General features: G+C 73.3%; 15 protein-coding genes and 1 tRNA gene. 10 read left to right on the forward strand and 6 right to left on the reverse strand.

The features are described from left to right. Positions 1-146 precede the first annotated feature (146 nt). The 5 genes from AC5WAM_RS28890 to AC5WAM_RS28910 all read left to right on the forward strand — a co-directional run bounded on the left by AC5WAM_RS28890 (position 147) and on the right by AC5WAM_RS28910 (position 4,294). On the forward strand, positions 147-614 hold the full coding sequence (locus AC5WAM_RS28890) for a peroxiredoxin (protein ID WP_366794008.1): 468 nt from the start codon (positions 147-149) through the stop codon (positions 612-614). A 172-nt stretch (positions 615-786) separates the two neighbouring features. After that, entirely contained in the window at positions 787-1,362 is a 576-nt protein-coding gene (locus AC5WAM_RS28895) for a TerD family protein (RefSeq protein WP_366794009.1), read from the forward strand. A gap of 112 nt (positions 1,363-1,474) precedes the next feature. Further along, positions 1,475-2,050 carry a TerD family protein gene (locus AC5WAM_RS28900; RefSeq protein WP_495519324.1) on the forward strand — a complete coding sequence of 192 codons (576 nt, stop codon included), beginning with the start codon at positions 1,475-1,477 and terminating at the stop codon, positions 2,048-2,050. 126 nt (positions 2,051-2,176) lie between these two features. Continuing rightward, positions 2,177-3,322, forward strand: a complete 1,146-nt coding sequence (locus tag AC5WAM_RS28905) for a DUF475 domain-containing protein (protein ID WP_366794010.1) — start codon at positions 2,177-2,179, stop codon at positions 3,320-3,322. Between the two features lie 234 nt (positions 3,323-3,556). Then, positions 3,557-4,294 carry a TerD family protein gene (locus AC5WAM_RS28910; RefSeq protein ID WP_366794011.1) on the forward strand — a complete coding sequence of 246 codons (738 nt, stop codon included), beginning with the start codon at positions 3,557-3,559 and terminating at the stop codon, positions 4,292-4,294. A 19-nt stretch (positions 4,295-4,313) separates the two neighbouring features. On the opposite strand, the gene AC5WAM_RS28915 is transcribed toward AC5WAM_RS28910, so the two are convergent. After that, complete coding sequence (locus AC5WAM_RS28915; RefSeq protein ID WP_495519325.1) at positions 4,314-5,258, reverse strand: TerD family protein; 945 nt, start codon at positions 5,256-5,258, stop codon at positions 4,314-4,316. Positions 5,259-5,611: 353 nt separating this feature from the next. On the opposite strand from AC5WAM_RS28915, the gene AC5WAM_RS28920 reads away from it, so the two are divergent. The 4 genes from AC5WAM_RS28920 to AC5WAM_RS28935 all read left to right on the forward strand — a co-directional run bounded on the left by AC5WAM_RS28920 (position 5,612) and on the right by AC5WAM_RS28935 (position 10,558). Then, a complete protein-coding gene (locus AC5WAM_RS28920) occupies positions 5,612-6,778 on the forward strand; it encodes an HpcH/HpaI aldolase/citrate lyase family protein (protein ID WP_495519326.1) in 1,167 nt (388 codons plus the stop codon). 46 nt (positions 6,779-6,824) lie between these two features. Continuing rightward, complete coding sequence (locus AC5WAM_RS28925; RefSeq protein WP_495519327.1) at positions 6,825-9,278, forward strand: phosphoribosyltransferase; 2,454 nt, start codon at positions 6,825-6,827, stop codon at positions 9,276-9,278. Between the two features lie 77 nt (positions 9,279-9,355). Continuing rightward, positions 9,356-10,084, forward strand: a complete 729-nt coding sequence (locus AC5WAM_RS28930) for an HAD family hydrolase (protein ID WP_366794024.1) — start codon at positions 9,356-9,358, stop codon at positions 10,082-10,084. Between the two features lie 258 nt (positions 10,085-10,342). After that, positions 10,343-10,558 carry an FmdB family zinc ribbon protein gene (locus AC5WAM_RS28935; protein WP_138959511.1) on the forward strand — a complete coding sequence of 72 codons (216 nt, stop codon included), beginning with the start codon at positions 10,343-10,345 and terminating at the stop codon, positions 10,556-10,558. Here AC5WAM_RS28935 and AC5WAM_RS28940 read toward each other — a convergent pair. From AC5WAM_RS28940 to AC5WAM_RS28955, 4 genes are all read right to left on the reverse strand, one after another. After that, positions 10,555-11,529, reverse strand: a complete 975-nt coding sequence (locus AC5WAM_RS28940) for a sugar kinase (protein WP_495523667.1) — start codon at positions 11,527-11,529, stop codon at positions 10,555-10,557. The genes AC5WAM_RS28935 and AC5WAM_RS28940 overlap by 4 nt on opposite strands. A gap of 5 nt (positions 11,530-11,534) precedes the next feature. Beyond that, entirely contained in the window at positions 11,535-12,206 is a 672-nt protein-coding gene (locus AC5WAM_RS28945) for a bifunctional 4-hydroxy-2-oxoglutarate aldolase/2-dehydro-3-deoxy-phosphogluconate aldolase (protein ID WP_366794739.1), read from the reverse strand. Positions 12,207-12,256: 50 nt separating this feature from the next. Next, on the reverse strand, positions 12,257-13,618 hold the full coding sequence (locus AC5WAM_RS28950; RefSeq protein ID WP_495523668.1) for a hypothetical protein: 1,362 nt from the start codon (positions 13,616-13,618) through the stop codon (positions 12,257-12,259). Positions 13,619-13,840: 222 nt separating this feature from the next. Next, positions 13,841-14,644 (reverse strand): DUF4097 family beta strand repeat-containing protein, encoded by an 804-nt coding sequence (locus AC5WAM_RS28955; RefSeq protein WP_366794741.1) that lies wholly within the window; start codon positions 14,642-14,644, stop codon positions 13,841-13,843. A gap of 190 nt (positions 14,645-14,834) precedes the next feature. Here AC5WAM_RS28955 and AC5WAM_RS28960 point away from each other — a divergent pair. Next, positions 14,835-14,906, forward strand: a tRNA-Val gene (locus tag AC5WAM_RS28960). A gap of 1,012 nt (positions 14,907-15,918) precedes the next feature. Here the strand turns inward: AC5WAM_RS28960 and AC5WAM_RS28965 are convergent. Further along, complete coding sequence (locus AC5WAM_RS28965) at positions 15,919-16,053, reverse strand: DUF6233 domain-containing protein (RefSeq protein ID WP_495519328.1); 135 nt, start codon at positions 16,051-16,053, stop codon at positions 15,919-15,921. Positions 16,054-16,252: the final 199 nt, after the last annotated feature.

Below are 16,252 nucleotides of genomic sequence, written 5' to 3' on the forward strand. Positions count from 1 at the left end.
CCCACCGCACGGCCCCCGACGGTCCCGTCCGTCGGGGGCCTCACGTGTTCCGCCACCCGCCACCCGCCCCCTCCCCGCTCCGGGCCGAAGGGCCCGCCGTAGGCTGGGGGCGCCCCAATGGCGTATCCGAAGGGAAGTGGGTCCTCGTGACGGTTGCGGTCGGCGAGACGGCTCCGGAGTTCGAGCTCAAGGACAACCACGGGCGGACCGTGCGGCTGGCGGACTTCCGGGGACGGAAGAACGTCGTGCTGCTGTTCTACCCGTTCGCCTTCACCGGCGTGTGCACCGGCGAGCTGTGCGCGCTGCGCGACGAGCTGCCCACGTTCGTCAACGACGACACGCAGCTGCTCGCCGTCTCCAACGACTCGATCCACACCCTGCGGGTCTTCGCGGAGCAGGAGGGCCTCGAATACCCGCTGCTCTCCGACTTCTGGCCGCACGGCGAGGTGTCCCGGGCCTACGGCGTCTTCGACGCGGACAAGGGCTGCGCGGTGCGCGGCACCTTCATCATCGACAAGGACGGCGTGGTGCGCTGGACCGTCGTGAACGGCCTTCCCGACGCCCGCGACCTGAACGAGTACGTCAAGGCCCTCGAGGACCTCGGCGGCCGCTGAGGCGGCGGTCGCCCCCTAGGGGCGACACCCTGCGATCCCTAGGGGCGACACCCTGGGATTCTTCGGGTGCGGAGCCTGTGGCGGGCGGGAACCGCTCACTAGGATCCAGACGTTGATCCGATGGCAAGCACGACTGGGGCTCCCCGCCCCTGGACACTATTTGGGAGGACTCGTGGGAGTCAGCCTCAGCAAGGGCGGCAACGTATCGCTGAGCAAGGAGGCGCCTGGTCTGACCGCGGTCACGATCGGCCTCGGCTGGGACGTCCGTACCACCACCGGTACGGACTTCGACCTGGACGCCAGCGCCATCCTGACGAACGCGGAGGGCAAGGTCACCAGCGACCAGAACTTCGTGTTCTTCAACAACCTGAAGAGCCCGGACGGCTCCGTCGAGCACACCGGTGACAACATCACCGGTGAGGGCGAGGGCGACGACGAGCAGATCAAGGTCAACCTCGCGGCCGTCCCGGCCGACGTCGAGAAGATCGTCTTCCCGGTCTCCATCTACGACGCCGAGAACCGCCAGCAGTCCTTCGGCCAGGTCCGCAACGCCTTCATCCGTGTGGTGAACCAGGCCGGCGAGGCGGAGATCGCCCGTTACGACCTCTCCGAGGACGCCTCCACGGAGACGGCCATGGTCTTCGGCGAGCTCTACCGCCACGGCGCGGAGTGGAAGTTCCGCGCCGTCGGCCAGGGCTACGCCTCGGGCCTGCGCGGCATCGCGCAGGACTTCGGCGTCAACGTCTGAGCCGAGCAGTCCGCACGACCCGAGCCGTCCGGCGCCGCACTCCCGAGTGCGGCGCCGGACGCGCTCAGCACCACAGCCCAACGGCAGGCACCACCCCGGGGAGGACACGATCATGGGCGTCACACTCGCCAAGGGAGGAAACGTCTCCCTGTCCAAGGCCGCACCCGACCTCACCCAGGTGATGGTCGGACTCGGCTGGGACGCTCGCTCCACCACCGGAGCCCCCTTCGACCTCGACGCCAGTGCTCTGCTGTGCCAGTCGGGCCGGGTCCTGGGCGACGAGTGGTTCGTCTTCTACAACAACCTGAAGAGCCCGGACGGCTCCGTCGAGCACACCGGTGACAACCTCACGGGCGAGGGCGAGGGGGACGACGAGTCGCTGCTCGTGGACCTGTCCAAGGTCCCGGCCCACTGCGACAAGATCGTCTTCCCGGTCTCGATCCACGAGGCGGACAACCGGGGACAGACATTCGGCCAAGTCAGCAACGCGTTCATCCGCGTGGTCAACCAGGCGGACGGCCAGGAGCTCGCCCGCTACGACCTCAGCGAGGACGCCTCCACGGAGACCGCGATGATCTTCGGCGAGGTCTACCGCTACGGCGGCGAATGGAAGTTCCGCGCCGTCGGTCAGGGGTACGCGTCCGGTCTGCGGGGCATCGCTCTAGACTTCGGAGTCAATGTTTCCTAAAGGACTCTGCCCGGGCTCCCCAAACAGCTGACGCGGTCGGCTCGCAGGGGTCCCGGGAAGCCCCCGGCAGCGCGAGCGGCCGGGGACGGCGCGGGGGAGACCCGTACACACACGATTGGGTAGCCAGTGGTTCTGAAAACCTTCGGCTGGTCGTTCGCAGTCACTGCGCTCGGCTTGGTCGCAGCGGTGCTCTTTGGGGGGTGGACGGCGTTCGGGATCGTGGCGATCCTGTCCATCCTCGAGATCTCGCTGTCCTTCGACAACGCGGTGGTCAACGCCGGGATCCTGAAGAAGATGAATGCCTTCTGGCAGAAGATCTTCCTCACCGTCGGCATTCTCATCGCCGTCTTCGGCATGCGCCTCGTCTTCCCGGTCGTGATCGTCGCCGTCAGCGCGAGCATGGGCCCGATCGAAGCGGTCAAGCTCGCGCTCAACGACAAGGACCAGTACCAGCAGCTGGTCACGGACGCGCACCCGTCCATCGCCGCCTTCGGTGGCATGTTCCTGCTGATGATCTTCCTCGACTTCGTCTTCGAGGACCGGGACATCAAGTGGCTGAGCTGGCTCGAGCGCCCGCTCGCCAAGCTCGGCAAGGTCGACATGCTGTCGGTGTGCATCGCGCTCGTCGTGCTGCTCGTCTCCGCGATGACCTTCGCCAAGAACGCGCACCAGCACGGCGGCACCCACGCCGACAAGGCGGAAACGGTCCTGATCTCCGGTGTGGCGGGTCTGATCACCTATCTCATCGTGGGCGGTCTCTCCAGCTACTTCGAGGACAAGCTGGAGGAAGAGGAGGAGCGCGAGCACGAGGCCGAGGAGGAGGCCAAGGCCAAGGGCAAGCAGGTCTCGGTGATCCAGCTCTCCGGCAAGGCCGCGTTCTTCATGTTCCTCTACCTGGAGGTCCTGGACGCGTCGTTCTCCTTCGACGGCGTCATCGGCGCCTTCGCGGTCACCAACGACATCGTCCTGATGGCGCTCGGCCTCGGCATCGGCGCGATGTACGTCCGTTCGCTCACGGTCTACCTGGTCCGCCAGGGCACCCTCGACGACTACGTCTACCTGGAGCACGGCGCGCACTACGCCATCGGCGCGCTCGCCGGGGTCCTGCTCGTCACGATCCAGTTCGAGATCCACGAGCTCATCACCGGCTCCATCGGCGTCATCCTCATCGGCGCCTCCTTCTGGTCGTCCGTGCGCCGCAACAAGGCGCTGGCGGCGGCCGAGGGGCAGTCGGGCTCGGACGAGAAGGCCGAGGTCTCCTCAGGCGTCTGACCGCCCCGGGCCCCGGCCCGGCCACGAGCACCGCACTGGCGGCGTCCCCGGCACGGGGGCGCCGCCAGTGGCGTCCGGGCGCTGCCGTACGGTGAGATCCGGATCACTGGACGGGACGTGTGACACCGGCTCCGGCGAGGAACTCTTCTGTTCGGGGCCGTTGTTGGGGCGCGGCTCCCCGGCCGCCCGGGGGCGCGGGCGGACGGTGACCGGGGCATCGAGTGGGGGGTAGGCATGGGCTTCTTCGACGGTCTGCGGCCCGGGCGGGCGATGGACTTCGCGGCGGGCGCGGCCGCGACGAACGCCATCGAGCTGACCAAGCGGCATCCGATGGTCTCGCTCACCAAACAGGGCGCGGCCACGGGTAATCTGCGCGTCAATCTGTCCTGGCAGATGCGCACGTCCGACCTCATCGGCAAGAAGCGCGGCGGCGGTCTGCTGCGCCACCCCTTCAAGCTGTTCCAGCCCGAAGAGGTCCAGGCGCACACCCAGAGCATGGTCAATGTGGACCTCGACCTCGGCTGTCTGTACGAGCTGGCGGACGGCGCCAAGGGCGTGGTGCAGCCCCTCGGCAACTTCTTCGGGAGCATCAACTCGCCGCCCTATGTGAAGGGCAGCGGCGACGACCGGTTCGGTTCGGGCACGGGCGAGACGCTGTACGTCAACCTCGACCACCGGGAGTCCATCAAGCGGCTCCTGGTGTTCGTCTACATCTACGACCAGACCCCGGCGTTCGACCGCACCCACGCCAAGGTCACGCTCTACCCCAGCAACGGCCCGCGGATCGAGATCGACCTGGACGAGCGCCAGCCGCAGGCCCGCTCGTGCGCGGTGGTCCTGATCGAGAACATCAAGGACGAGCTGATCGTGCGCCGCGAGGTGAAGTTCGTCTACGGCTTCCAGGCGGAGCTCGACCGGCTCTACGGCTGGGGCCTGCAGTGGGGCCGCGGCTACAAGTCCAAGGTCGGCTGAGCCGCCGCCCGCGCCCCGCTCAGCGCGGCAGGAACTGCGGCCCCTGCGGCGGCATCCGGAAGGCCGGGTCGGGCACGGGCGCGACCGGGTGCGGATAGCCGTACGCGGGCTGGGGCGCCGCCGGGGGCTGGGTGACGTGCGCGGCCGCGGGCTGCGGATAGCCGTAGGCGGGCCCCGGCGCCGGGTAGCGCGGCGGCTGGGGCGGGTAGCCGTACGCGGGCTGGGGGGCGATGGCGGGCGCGGGCGGCGCGACCGGGTACTGGGTGTGGGGCTCCGGCCGGGCCGGGGGCGGCGGCTGCACGGGGTGGGCGGCCGAGGGCTGCTGGGCGGCCGAGGGCTGTGCGGCGGCGCCGGGCCCGCCCGGCAGCGAGGCGTCCGGGGTCGGCTCGGGCACCGCCTCCGACTCGTCCACGGAGATGCCGAAGTCGGTGGCGAGGCCCACCAGGCCGTTGGAGTACCCCTCGCCGAGGGCGCGGAACTTCCAGCCCTCGCCGCGGCGGTAGAGCTCGCCGCAGATCAGCGCGGTCTCGGCGCCGGTCTGCGGGGTGATGTCGAAGTACGCGAGCGGCTCGGCGGCGGCAGCGGCGGCGGGCGAGGCGTCGTACAGCAGGATCCGCAGCGCCCGCACCTGCTCGAAGGGCACGTCCTCGGCGGAGGCGACCAGAAGCACCCGGTCGACGGCCGCGTCGAGGCCCGCGAGGTCCGCCTGGACGGTGTCGGTCAGATGGACGGCGGTGCCCTCGGTGACGCGCTTCTGGCCCAGGCGCCAGACCTTCCCCGAGGGGTGGCGCGGCTGGTTGTAGAAGACGAAGTCCTCGTCGGAGCGCACCCGGCCGTCGGTGCCGAGCAGCAGCGCCGACGCGTCGACGACGGGGGAGCCCTGGCTCAGCGTCCAGCGCAGGACCGCGCGGACCGCGGTGGCTTCCAGCGGGACGTTCGACCCCTTCAACATCGCGTGCGTCATGCCGTCATCCTGCCTTCCTCGTCCCGGCCGGGACAACGTGGGGCCCGGGGGCCGTCCCGGACTCCGGCCTTCCCCGATCCGCCGGTCCTCAGGCCTCGTCCGCCGACCGCTTGTTTTCGGACACTCGTACGTCTTGAAGCGCCGTTGATTGCCCCTTGACGCCCCCTTGGGGCCTCTTGTCCTATGACATCCGACTGTGCCGGTGTGGTGCCGAGGTGTGCGTCATGGCCGGGTTACCTGGATTTCACGCCCGAGGGGAACCTCCGACACCCGCTCTTACGTACTATTACCGGCCACGTCTTCGGATCGCAGAGGCGATGCGGGCGGAAACAGGAGAATCCCAGGGGAACCCCATGCGTCACTTCGGGCACATAGCCCCAGAGGTGCGAGAGCGCCTCTTTCACAGGGAGCCGTGCGCCTTCACCGCGGACTCCCCGCCGCAGCTCATCGCCGCCGCTCTCGGCGCCACGCTGTACAGCCCGGCCACGCGGCCGCGCCTGGCCGACGACATCCTCAAACAGGCTGGCCGTGGCGTGATCTCGATGGTCATCTGCCTGGAGGACTCCATCGACGACGCCGAGGTCGTCGGCGCCGAGGAAAATCTGATCCGGCACTTCCGGGATCTCGCCGAGCGCCCGGACGCCGAGCCTCCGCTGCTCTTCGTCCGTGTCCGCGACCCGGAGCAGATCCCCGATCTGACCCGGAGGCTCGGCCCCGCGGTCCGTCTCCTGTCCGGATTCGTACTGCCGAAGTTCACCGAGGAGCGGGGCGTTCCGTTCCTGGAGTCGCTCACCGCCGCCGAGACGGCGAGCGGACGGCGCCTGTTCGCCATGCCGGTCCTCGAATCGCCGCAGCTCCTCCATCTGGAGAGCCGCGCCGAGACGATCGCCGGCATCGCCCGCACCGTCGACAAGTACCGCGACCGGGTGCTCGCGCTGCGGCTCGGCGTCACCGACTTCTGCTCGGCGTACGGCCTGCGCAGGCCGCCGCACATGACCGCCTACGACGTGCAGATCGTCGCCTCCGTCATCGGCGACGTCGTGAACCACCTCGGTCGCGCCGACGGGACCGGCTTCATCGTGACCGGGCCCGTGTGGGAGTACTTCCGCGTCCAGGAGCGGATGTTCAAGCCGCAGCTGCGCCAGAGCCCGTTCCTGGAGGTCCGCGCCGAGGAGCTGCGCCAGGCCCTGATCGAGCACGACCTCGACGGCCTGCTGCGCGAGATCGAGCTGGACCGGGCCAACGGCCTGCTCGGCAAGACCTGCATCCACCCCTCGCACGTCATGCCCGTGCACGCCCTGTCCGTGGTCAGCCACGAGGAGTACGGCGACGCCCGGGACATCCTGCGCCCCGAGCGCGACGGCGGCGGAGTCATGCGCTCCGCGTACACGAACAAGATGAACGAGGTGAAGCCGCACCGCGCCTGGGCCGAGCGGACTCTGCGCCGCGCCGAGGTCTTCGGCGTCGCGCGCGAGGACGTCGGCTTCGTGGAGCTGCTCTCGGCGGGAGTGTCCATCTGATGGGGCGAGCGAACGGCGAAGTGACAGCAGGTGGCAGGGCATGACAATGAGTGACGAAAGGGCGTCTGAGAACGTGGTGTGGTCCGGTACGTGGGTCGCCGAGCGGCTGGGTGTGGAGCTCGTCGGCGACGACCTGCGGGAGCTGCTCGGGCTGGCGCTGCGCCGCAACCCCAGGCGCGCCCACCTCCTGGTGTCGAACGTGCTGGGCAAGCACGTGCCGCAGCTGCCGTCCGTGGTGCGGCGCTCCGGGTACGAGCTCGGCCTGCGGGTGCGCGAGCTGCTCGGCCCGGACGCGTGCGCGCACGCCGTCGTCCTCGGCTACGCGGAGACGGCGACGGGCCTCGGCCACTGCGTCGCCGACGGCGTCGGCGACGCCCCCTACCTGCACTCGACGCGCCGCCCCGTCGCGGGCGTGGCCCGCGCGGGCGGCTTCGAGGAGGCCCACTCGCACGCCACCTCCCACCTGCTGCTCCCCGAGGACCCCCGGCTGCTCGCGGGCGCGGGCACCCTCGTCCTCGTCGACGACGAGTTCTCCACCGGCAACACCGTCCTCAACACCATCCGCGACCTGCACGCGCGCTTCCCCCGCGAGCGGTACGTCATCGTGGCCCTGGTCGACATGCGCGCCCCAGCCGACCGCGACCGCCTGCACGCCTTCGCCGCGGAGATCGGCGCCCGCGTCGACCTGGTGGCCCTCGCGTCGGGCACCGTGCGACTGCCGGAGGACGTCCTGGAGAAGGGCCGGGCCCTGGTCGAGGCGCACGAGGGCGCGGCGGAGCCGCCGCCCGTGCCGCGCGCCGCGCCCGCCCCCGTCACCCGCGTGCCCCTGGCCTGGCCCGACGGCGTCCCCGACGGCGGCCGCCACGGCTTCACGCCCGCGCACCGGGCGCGCCTGGCCGCCGCCCTGCCCGGCATGGCGGAGCGGATCGCGCGGGCGCTGCCCGAGGGCGCCCGGCGCGTCCTCGTCCTCGGCTTCGAGGAGCTGATGTACGCGCCGCTCGCGCTCGGCGTCGCCCTGGAGGGGCACCTCGGCGGCGCGGCGGAGGTCCGCTACTCCACCACCACCCGCTCGCCCGTCCTCGCCGTCGACGACCCGGGCTACGCCATCCGCACCCGGCTCGTCTTCCCCGCCCACGACGACCCCGCCGACGGGCCCGGCGACCGTTACGCCTACAACGTGGCGGGCGGCGGCTTCGACGCGGTCGTCGCCGTCGTCGACTCCGCCGCCGACACCCCCGCCCTGCACGCCCCCGACGGACTGCTCGCCCGCCTGTCCGCGCACACCGGGCACGTGCTGCTCGCCGTCGTGCCCTCGTACGCACCCGAAAGGTCCCCGTCCGTGCTGCCCGAACCCCTCCGCGGTCCCGCCTTCTCCTCGTACGCGCCCGACGACGTCGGCTGGCTGCTCCAGGACCTGTCGGCGGTCACGCTCGAAGCGCCCACCGAGGAGCGCGAGGAGGCGATCCAGAGCGGCGGCGCGCACTACGCCGAGTCGCTGCCCGTCGAGTACCAGCCGAGCGCGCAGTACCAGGAGCTGTTCCGGGCCGCGCTCGACGACTCCGCCGCCCGGATCGCCGAGGCCGTCGGCACGGTCACCGAGACGGTCCTCGCCGAGCGCTCGCCCCGCCCCGTGCTCGTCTCCCTGGCCCGCGCGGGCACCCCCGTCGGCGTGCTGATGCGCCGCTGGGCGCTGCACCGCCACGGCCTCGACCTGCCGCACTACGCGGTGTCGATCGTGCGCGGCCGCGGCATCGACGCCAACGCGCTGCGCTGGCTCGCCGCGCACCACGACCCGGCCGACGTCGTGTTCGTCGACGGCTGGACGGGCAAGGGCGCCATCACCCGCGAACTCGCCGCCGCGATACGGGAGTTCGAGGAGGCCGAGGGCGTCACCGGCTTCGACCCGGACATGGCCGTGCTCGCCGACCCGGGCTCCTGCGTGCGCACGTACGGCACCCGCGAGGACTACCTCATCCCCTCCGCCTGCCTCAACTCCACGGTCTCCGGCCTCGTCTCGCGCACCGTCCTGCGCGCCGACCTCGTCGGCCCCGACGACTTCCACGGCGCGAAGTTCTACCGCGACCTCGCGGGCGCCGACGTCTCCGCCGACTTCGTGGACGCGGTCGCCGCCCGCTTCGACGAGGTGGGCGACGCCGTGGACCGGCGGGTCAAGGAGATCCTGGCCGCCGACCGCACCCCCACCTGGGAGGGCTGGGCCGCCGTCGAGCGGATCAGCGAGGAGTACGGCATCCACGACGTGAACCTCGTCAAGCCCGGCGTCGGCGAGACCACGCGCGTGCTCCTGCGCCGCGTGCCGTGGAAGATCCTCGCCCGGGCCGGGGCGGGCGCCGACCTCGACCACGTCCGGCTGCTCGCCGCCCAGCGCGGCGTGCCCGTCGAGGAGGTGGACGGACTCCCGTACACCTGCGTGGGCCTCATCCACCCCCAGTACACGCGCGGGGCGACCGGCGCCGACGGCAAGGCGGTGACCGGAGCGTGAGCGCCCGCCCCGTCCGTCTTGTCGCCAGCGACCTCGACCGGACCCTCATCTACTCCGCCGCCGCGCTCGGCCTGCGCATGCCCGACGCCGAGGCGCCGCGCCTGCTGTGCGTCGAGGTGTACGAGGGCAAGCCCCTGTCGTACGTCACGGAGACCGCGGCCGGACTCCTCGCGGAGCTCGGCCGGGCCACCGTGTTCGTGCCCACGACCACGCGCACGCGCGAACAGTACGCGCGCATCCATCTGCCGGGCCCCGCGCCCGCGTACGCGATCTGCGCCAACGGCGGCCAGCTGCTCGTCGACGGCGTCCCCGACCTCGCCTGGCGCGCGGCCGTCGACCGGCGCATCGCCGCGGAGTGCGCCCCCCTGGAGGAGGTCCGCGCCCATCTGCTGCGCACGGCGGACCCGGCCTGGCTGCTCAAGGAGCGCGTCGCCGAAGACCTCTTCGCCTATCTGGTCGTCGAGCGCGCCCTGCTGCCGGACGGCTGGGTCAAGGAGCTCGCCGCGTGGGCCGGGGAGCGTGGCTGGACCGTCTCGCTCCAGGGGCGCAAGGTGTACGCCGTGCCGCGGCCGCTCACCAAGAGCGCGGCCATGCGCGAGGTCGCGCGGCGGGCCGGCGCCGACGAGACGCTGGCCGCGGGCGACTCCCTGCTGGACGCGGACCTGCTGGCCGCGGCGGACCGGGCCTTCCGGCCCTCGCACGGGGAGCTGGCCGAGGTGGGCTGGACGACGCCGGGGCTCGTGGTGGTGCCGGAGGCCGGGGTCGCGGCGGGGGAGTCGATCGCGCGGCGCCTCCTGTCGGAGTGACCCTCGCGGTGCGCCCCGCTGTGCCCATGAGCGCGCTCCGCGCGCGGGCGCCCCTCCCCGATCAAGGGGGCTCCGCCCCCTTGGCCCCCCGTTTGTCGGCGCTCCGCGCCTCGTCCTCAAACGCCGGACGGGCTATATATAGCCCGTCCGGCGTTTGAGGACGAGCGCGCCAGCGCGAAAAGGGCGGGGTGCCAGGGGCGGCAGCCCCTGGTTCGGGAAGGGGCGGGTCTGGGGCGCAGCGCGGCGTAATCTTGGGGCATGCCCCGTTACGAGTACCGCTGCCGCCCCTGCGGCGACACCTTCGAGCTGAGCCGCCCGATGGCGGAGTCCGCGGACCCGGCCGTGTGCCCGGCCGGCCACGAGGACACCGTGAAGCTCCTGTCGACCGTGGCGGTCGGCGGCACCGCCCCGGCCCCCGCCGGCGGTGGCGGCGGCGGGGGCGGAGGGTGCTGCGGCGGCGGCTGCTGCGGCTAGCGCAGCACGTCGGCCGCGCCGAGCAGCCCCAACTCCGCCCGCGTGGGGGCGCCTTCCCAGTCCCCGCGCGAGGCGACCGCGAAGGCCCCGGTGGTCACCGCCCGGTCGAGCCGCCCCGGCACGTCCGCGCCGTCGAGCAGCGCGGAGAGGTACCCGGCGACGAACGCGTCCCCGGCGCCCACGGTGTCGACGACGCGCACCGGCACCGCCGGGCGGTGCCACGCCGCGCCCCCGTCCCCGTACGCGGTGGCGCCGTCCGCACCCAGCTTCACGACGACCTCCGGGACGCCGAGCCGCAGCAGCCGCTCGGCCGACTCCCGTACGTCGGCCGGTCCTTCGTCCGGCGGCAGGCACACCGGCAGCTCGTCGGCGGAGGCCACGAGCACGTCGACGGCCGGCAGCCAGGGGCGCAGAAAGGCCCCCGCCTCCCGCGTACTCCACAGCCGGGAGCGGAAGTTGACGTCCAGGCAGACGGGCACGGCGTGCTCGCGCGCCAGGCGCAGCACGCCCTCCCAGGCGGCGCGGGCCGCCTCGCCGAGGGCCGGGGTGACACCGCTCAGATGCAGCAGGCGCGGCGGCGCGGCGGCGAAGGCCCGCGCGACGGCCCGGGCGTCGACGCGGGCACCGGCCGAGCCGGAGCGGTAGTAGTGGACCCGCGTCACCTCCGGAAGACGCGGCTCGAAGAGGATCAGGCCGGTGGGCGCGTCCGGGTCGCGGCGGGCGCCGGTGACGTCCACGCCCTCGGCCCGCAGCGTCCGCAGGACCAGCTCACCGGCCTCGTCGTCGCCGACGGCACCCGCCCAGGACGCGCGGTGCCCGAGCCGGGCCAGGCCCACGGCCACGTTCGACTCGGCGCCCGCGACGGACACGGTCATGGTGCCGCCCAGCTTCAGCGGCCCCGCGCCGCGCAGGGCGACCATGGTCTCCCCGAAGGTGAGGACGTCCGGGCCGGGGCCGCCGGCCGCGCTCACCCCGCTCACGCGCACACCTCCGCGAACCGCCGCGCGCGCCGCCGCAGCGCGTCCAGGTCGCCGCCGTCCGCCGCGTCCCCGACGAGCGGCGAGCCGACGCCCACCGCTGTCGCACCGCGCTCCAGATAGGCCGCCGCCGCGTCCGCGTCCACGCCGCCGACGGGGACGAAGGGCAGGCCGGGGAACGGTCCGCGGAGCGCCTTCAGATAGTCGGGGCCGCCCGTCGCCGACGCCGGGAAGACCTTCAGGGCGGTCGCGCCCGCCGCGCTCGCGGCGATCACGTCGGTCGGTGTGAGGACGCCCGCAAGCACCGGCAGGCCCAGCTCCAGGCCGGTGTCGACGCCCGCGCCGAGGCCGGGCGTCACGATCAGGTTCGCGCCCGCCCCGGCCGCGCGCCGGGCGTCGTCCGCGGTCAGGACCGTCCCCGCGCCGAGCCACGCGTCCGCGCCGAGCTCGGCCCGCGCCCTGCGCAGCACGCCGAGCGCGTCGGAGCCGCTCAGCGAGACCTCGACCAGCGGCACCCCGGACTCGACGAGCGCCAGGACGGTACGGAACGACGCCTCCGGGTCGCGGCCGCGCACGATGGCGAGCAGCCGCCGGGCCCGCAGCGCGGCGAGGAAACCGGCCGCACCCGCGGCCGGACCGTCGGTCGAACTCTTGCGCACACCCTCGGTCATGCCCTCAGGCTCGCACAGCCGCCGGGCCGCCCCGACGCGGGGCCCGGGGCTCAGCCCGCGCCCTGCCCCCGCTCCTCGCGGATCCGCGCGACCACCCGGGCCGCCGTCGCGCGCACGGCCTCCATCTCGGTCAGGAACTGCCAGTAGTCGGGGTGGCGGCCCTCCAGGGTCTCCACCGCGCGGTCCAGACGGGCCACCGACTCGTCCAGCGGGCGGGCGTCCCGCGGGTCGGGGCGCTGGCGGCCCGCCATGGCCAGGCGCTGGGCGTCCCGGACCGCGAACCGGGTGCGCTCGATCTCCGCCTGCGGGTCCTTGGAGACCTCGTTCAGCCGCCGCAGCCGGTCACCGGCGGCGGACACCGCCTCGTCGGTGGAGTCGAGCAGGGCCCGCACGGTCGACAGGCGCGCCGTCGCGTCCGGCCACCGCTGCTCCTCACGGGCCCGCTGGGCCTCCGCCAGCTTGGCCTCGGCCTGCCGTACGTTCTCCTCGGCCTGCTCGGGGACGCGCTGGAGGTCCTGCCAGCAGGCCGCGGTGAAGCGGCGGCGCAGCTCGCTGAGGACCGGCTCGACCTGCTCGCTGCGGGTGGTCAGGGCCTGGGCGCGGGTGCGCAGCGACACCAGGCGCCGGTCGATGTCGCGGGCTCGCTCGGGCAGCCGCTCCGCCTCCGCGCGGACGGCCTCCGCCTCGCGTACGACGCGGTCGGCGCGCTGCAGCGTGTCGGCGACGCCGTGCTGCCCCGCGCCCTGGTTGAGCTTGGTCAGCTCGGGCGCGAGCGCGGCGAGCCGCCCCGCCAGGTCGTCGGCCTTCAGGCCCGCGCCGCGCACCGCGTCCAGGGCGTTGCTCGCGGCGAGGAGCGTCTGGCGGGCCCGCTCCACGGCCGGGGCGAGCCGGGCGAGCTGGGTCTCCGCCTTGTCGAGCAGCGGCCCGAGCCCCTGCGAGAAGCGGTCCAGGTCCTGCTTGGTCCGGCCGAGCGCGTCCTTGGCGGCCGTCAGCTCGGTGCGCGCCCGGGTCGCGGCGGACGCCTCCAGGTCGTCGCGGTCCAGGTCGTGCGCGTCGACCGCGGTGATGTACTGGTGGCTGACCTCGTCGATGCGCTGCCCGAAGGCCTCGAAGTCGGCGGCGGCGCGGCGCGCGGCGGGCGAGGAGTCCACCGCCACGATCGTCTCGATGGAGATCCGCAGGTCCCGCTGCGCGGTGTCCAGCTCGTAGAACGCGGCCGCCGCCGCGTCCTTGGCCGCCTGCGCGTCGGCCCGCGCGCCCTCGCCCCGCCCGCCGAACCACCGCCGCGTCCCGCCCCCGGTGAAGGCGGCGGGCGCCACGGCGAGGAGAAGGGGAAGCAGGGCAAGCGCCAACGCCCCGGGAAGGGGCGCGGGGCGAGACACGGTGCGGCTCCGCCGCGTGGGCGCGCCCAGCCGCGTACGGCCTGCGGATCGCGCGGCACGCGCGAGGAGACGGCGACGCACAGCGCCGGAGGCGGAAGGGGCCACCGGCCGCGGCGGAAAGGCAGAGGGGGCCGTGCCACACCTGTGTGGCTGCGATGGTGTCGCCGTCACTGTCCCTCTCCCGTGCTGTCGTCCGCCCTGCCAGGCCGGTGTCACATTCTCCCACCGGTGAAGGACGAACACACGGGGTGGTCAGTTCGCCGCGCGCACCGTGATGTGGCCGTCGACGCTGCGTACCGACACCCGGTGCGGGCTGTCGTCGGCGCGCGGCACGGACACGTCGACGCCGCCGTCCACGCTCCGGGTGTCCACGCGGTACCGGGCGTCGGGCAGGCCGACGGTCACGGAACCGTCCGTGCTGCGCGCCCGCACCCGGTCCGGTACGGCGCCGAGTTCGAGCCACACGGAACCGTCCCGGGAGCGGGCGCTGACCCGCTTCGAGGTGACGCCGTCGGTCCGCACCGACCCGTCGGTGCTGCTCAGGTCCAGTGGCCCGCTGGAGTTCCGCACGGTCACGCTGCCATCGTCGGTGCGCACCTTCAGGGGCTCGCGGAAGCCGCTCGCGGTCACCTGGCCGTCGCGGTTCAGGATGGTCACGGCGACGCCGCGCGGTACGACGACGCGGTGCTTGGCGGAGCAATTGCTGATCACTCCGCTGCACTTCACCCGGAACGTGAGCTTGTCGCCCTCGGCACTCTGCTTCCACGTGACCTTGGGGCTGCCGCCGAGCACGGTGCGCCCGTCGAACCAGCGCGTGACCCGGACGTCCTTCACGTGGTCCGACACGACGACGTCCAGGGCGGAGTCGTCGGAGTCGACGGTCAGCGTCCGCCCGGGCAGGCTGAACGTCCGCCGGTCCGGCGTCTTGTCGTCCTCGGCGCTCGCCCCGCACGCGGCGACGAGCCCGAGGACCGCCGCCGTGGTGCCGACACCGGCGAGGATCCGCGCGCTCCGCGGCCCCAGCGGACCCGGGCGGCGGCTGTGGGCGGTGCTCATGACGTTCTCTCCCCTGGAAGCCCCCTCGCGACCCCTGCCGCGAGCTCACCTCCGACAGTAGGGAGCGGGGCGCGCCCGGAGGATCCGGGCCGCTACCGGATCCGGGGTGGGGATATCCCCCCGGCCGCTCGGGGGCCCGCCACGGGTTTGCGGTCCACCGCCACCGGCAAGGTAGGCTGTCCACTCGTCCGGGCGCGTAGCTCAGGGGTAGAGCGTCGCCCTTACAAGGCGAATGTCGGCGGTTCGAAACCGTCCGCGCCCACCGGGTCTGAACTGCAGCGGAGCCCCGTACCAAGATCGGTACGGGGCTCTTTGTAGATCATTTAGGAGATCCTTGGGAGGTCATCCCATCAGGCCCTCACGACCTTGCCCGACGCGCCATCCGCTGCCCGAGCCGCCCCGAGCCTCCAGGCAGTTCAGACTGTGCCTGCGCATCTCACTGGTGCGGCCGCTGCGAGGCCGCCGCCGGGCCCGCGTCCACGTCCGCGCGCGCCGAGCTCGCCGCCCGCCCCAGCCCGCGCCGCCCGCTCACCCCGCGACCGCCGGCCCGGCCCGCCATCCAGGACGGCACCCCCTCAACCCGCGTGAGACCGTGGTTTTCACCTCGCTCGTCGCCCACTACGACGACCGGAACGCGGCATGAGCGCCACCTGCGGCCGGTACGAGCGCGACCTGGAGCACGGCTACCTCTGCCCCGGCGATACCCGCGCGCTCGCCGAGCGTCTGGACCCGGCTCCCGCGCGTGTACGACGCGCTCGCCGCCTTCCTCGCCCCCGCCGCCCACGGCAGCACCGGGCCCGTCGCCCGCGGCCGGGCCGGGGCCCGCCTGCCCGTCGACGAGGCCGCCCTCAACCTCCGCTACGGCGGCATCGCCCTCGTTCTGGAGTCGTGGCGCGCGGACGTCCAACGCGTGCGCGGCTGGGGGCAGCCCGCCATCACCGGCACCATCGAGCACCGAGTCCTTGCCGCCGCGCGCTGGCTCGGCATGAGCCTGGAGTGGATCGCCGCCGCCTACCCCGCGGCGGGCGACCTCGCCCGCGAGGTCCGCGAGCTCGAGGGCGCCGCCCCGTCCGTCGTCGGCGCCCTGCCGGACCGCGGCCGCCGCATCGGGCACTGCGTGGCCGCCGACCCCTCCGGGGCTGTGTGCGGGGCCGTCCTGCGGCACCAACGGGGCGAGACACAGCTGGTGTGCCCGTGGTGCCGGTACGTGTACGGGCAGGACGACTTCCTGCTGCTCGCGGCCTCCAGCCCGGGCAGTGACGCCGTCCGCTGGGCTAGTCCAGCACGCCGAGCTCGGTGTCCCGCCGACAGTGCGAGCAGGCGTCCACGCCCTCGACGAGGGCCCGCCGCGCCTCGTCGGCGGTGACACCGCGGCCCTTCGCGCCCATGTGGCAGCCGCCCACGTGCACGTACAGCGGGGCGCGCCCGGCGAGGCCCTGCTCGATGAGCCAGCCCTGGGTGAGCGTCGCTCCTCGCCACGCCGCCGCACAGCCTCACGTCGCTCTTCGGCCTCGATCCACCGGCGGGTGCGCGCGATGCTCCGCTCCTGTAAGTGTTTCAGGAAGTAGGGCGCGACGGTCTTTAGTCAGAGGACATCCGGAAGAGCGT

It is taken from the genome of Streptomyces sp. JLYT201, assembly GCF_059448825.1.

Bases quoted from the DNA above. Each gene is read 5' to 3' on its own strand.
- AC5WAM_RS28900 (WP_495519324.1), top strand. From the start codon at position 1,475: ATGGGCGTCACACTCGCCAAGGGAGGAAACGTCTCCCTGTCCAAGGCC.
- AC5WAM_RS28910 (WP_366794011.1), top strand. From the start codon at position 3,557: ATGGGCTTCTTCGACGGTCTGCGGCCCGGGCGGGCGATGGACTTCGCG.
- AC5WAM_RS28915 (WP_495519325.1), bottom strand. From the start codon at position 5,258: ATGACGCACGCGATGTTGAAGGGGTCGAACGTCCCGCTGGAAGCCACC.
- AC5WAM_RS28920 (WP_495519326.1), top strand. From the start codon at position 5,612: ATGCGTCACTTCGGGCACATAGCCCCAGAGGTGCGAGAGCGCCTCTTT.
- AC5WAM_RS28925 (WP_495519327.1), top strand. From the start codon at position 6,825: ATGAGTGACGAAAGGGCGTCTGAGAACGTGGTGTGGTCCGGTACGTGG.
- AC5WAM_RS28930 (WP_366794024.1), top strand. From the start codon at position 9,356: ATGCCCGACGCCGAGGCGCCGCGCCTGCTGTGCGTCGAGGTGTACGAG.
- AC5WAM_RS28935 (WP_138959511.1), top strand. From the start codon at position 10,343: ATGCCCCGTTACGAGTACCGCTGCCGCCCCTGCGGCGACACCTTCGAG.
- AC5WAM_RS28945 (WP_366794739.1), bottom strand. From the start codon at position 12,206: ATGACCGAGGGTGTGCGCAAGAGTTCGACCGACGGTCCGGCCGCGGGT.
- AC5WAM_RS28955 (WP_366794741.1), bottom strand. From the start codon at position 14,644: ATGAGCACCGCCCACAGCCGCCGCCCGGGTCCGCTGGGGCCGCGGAGC.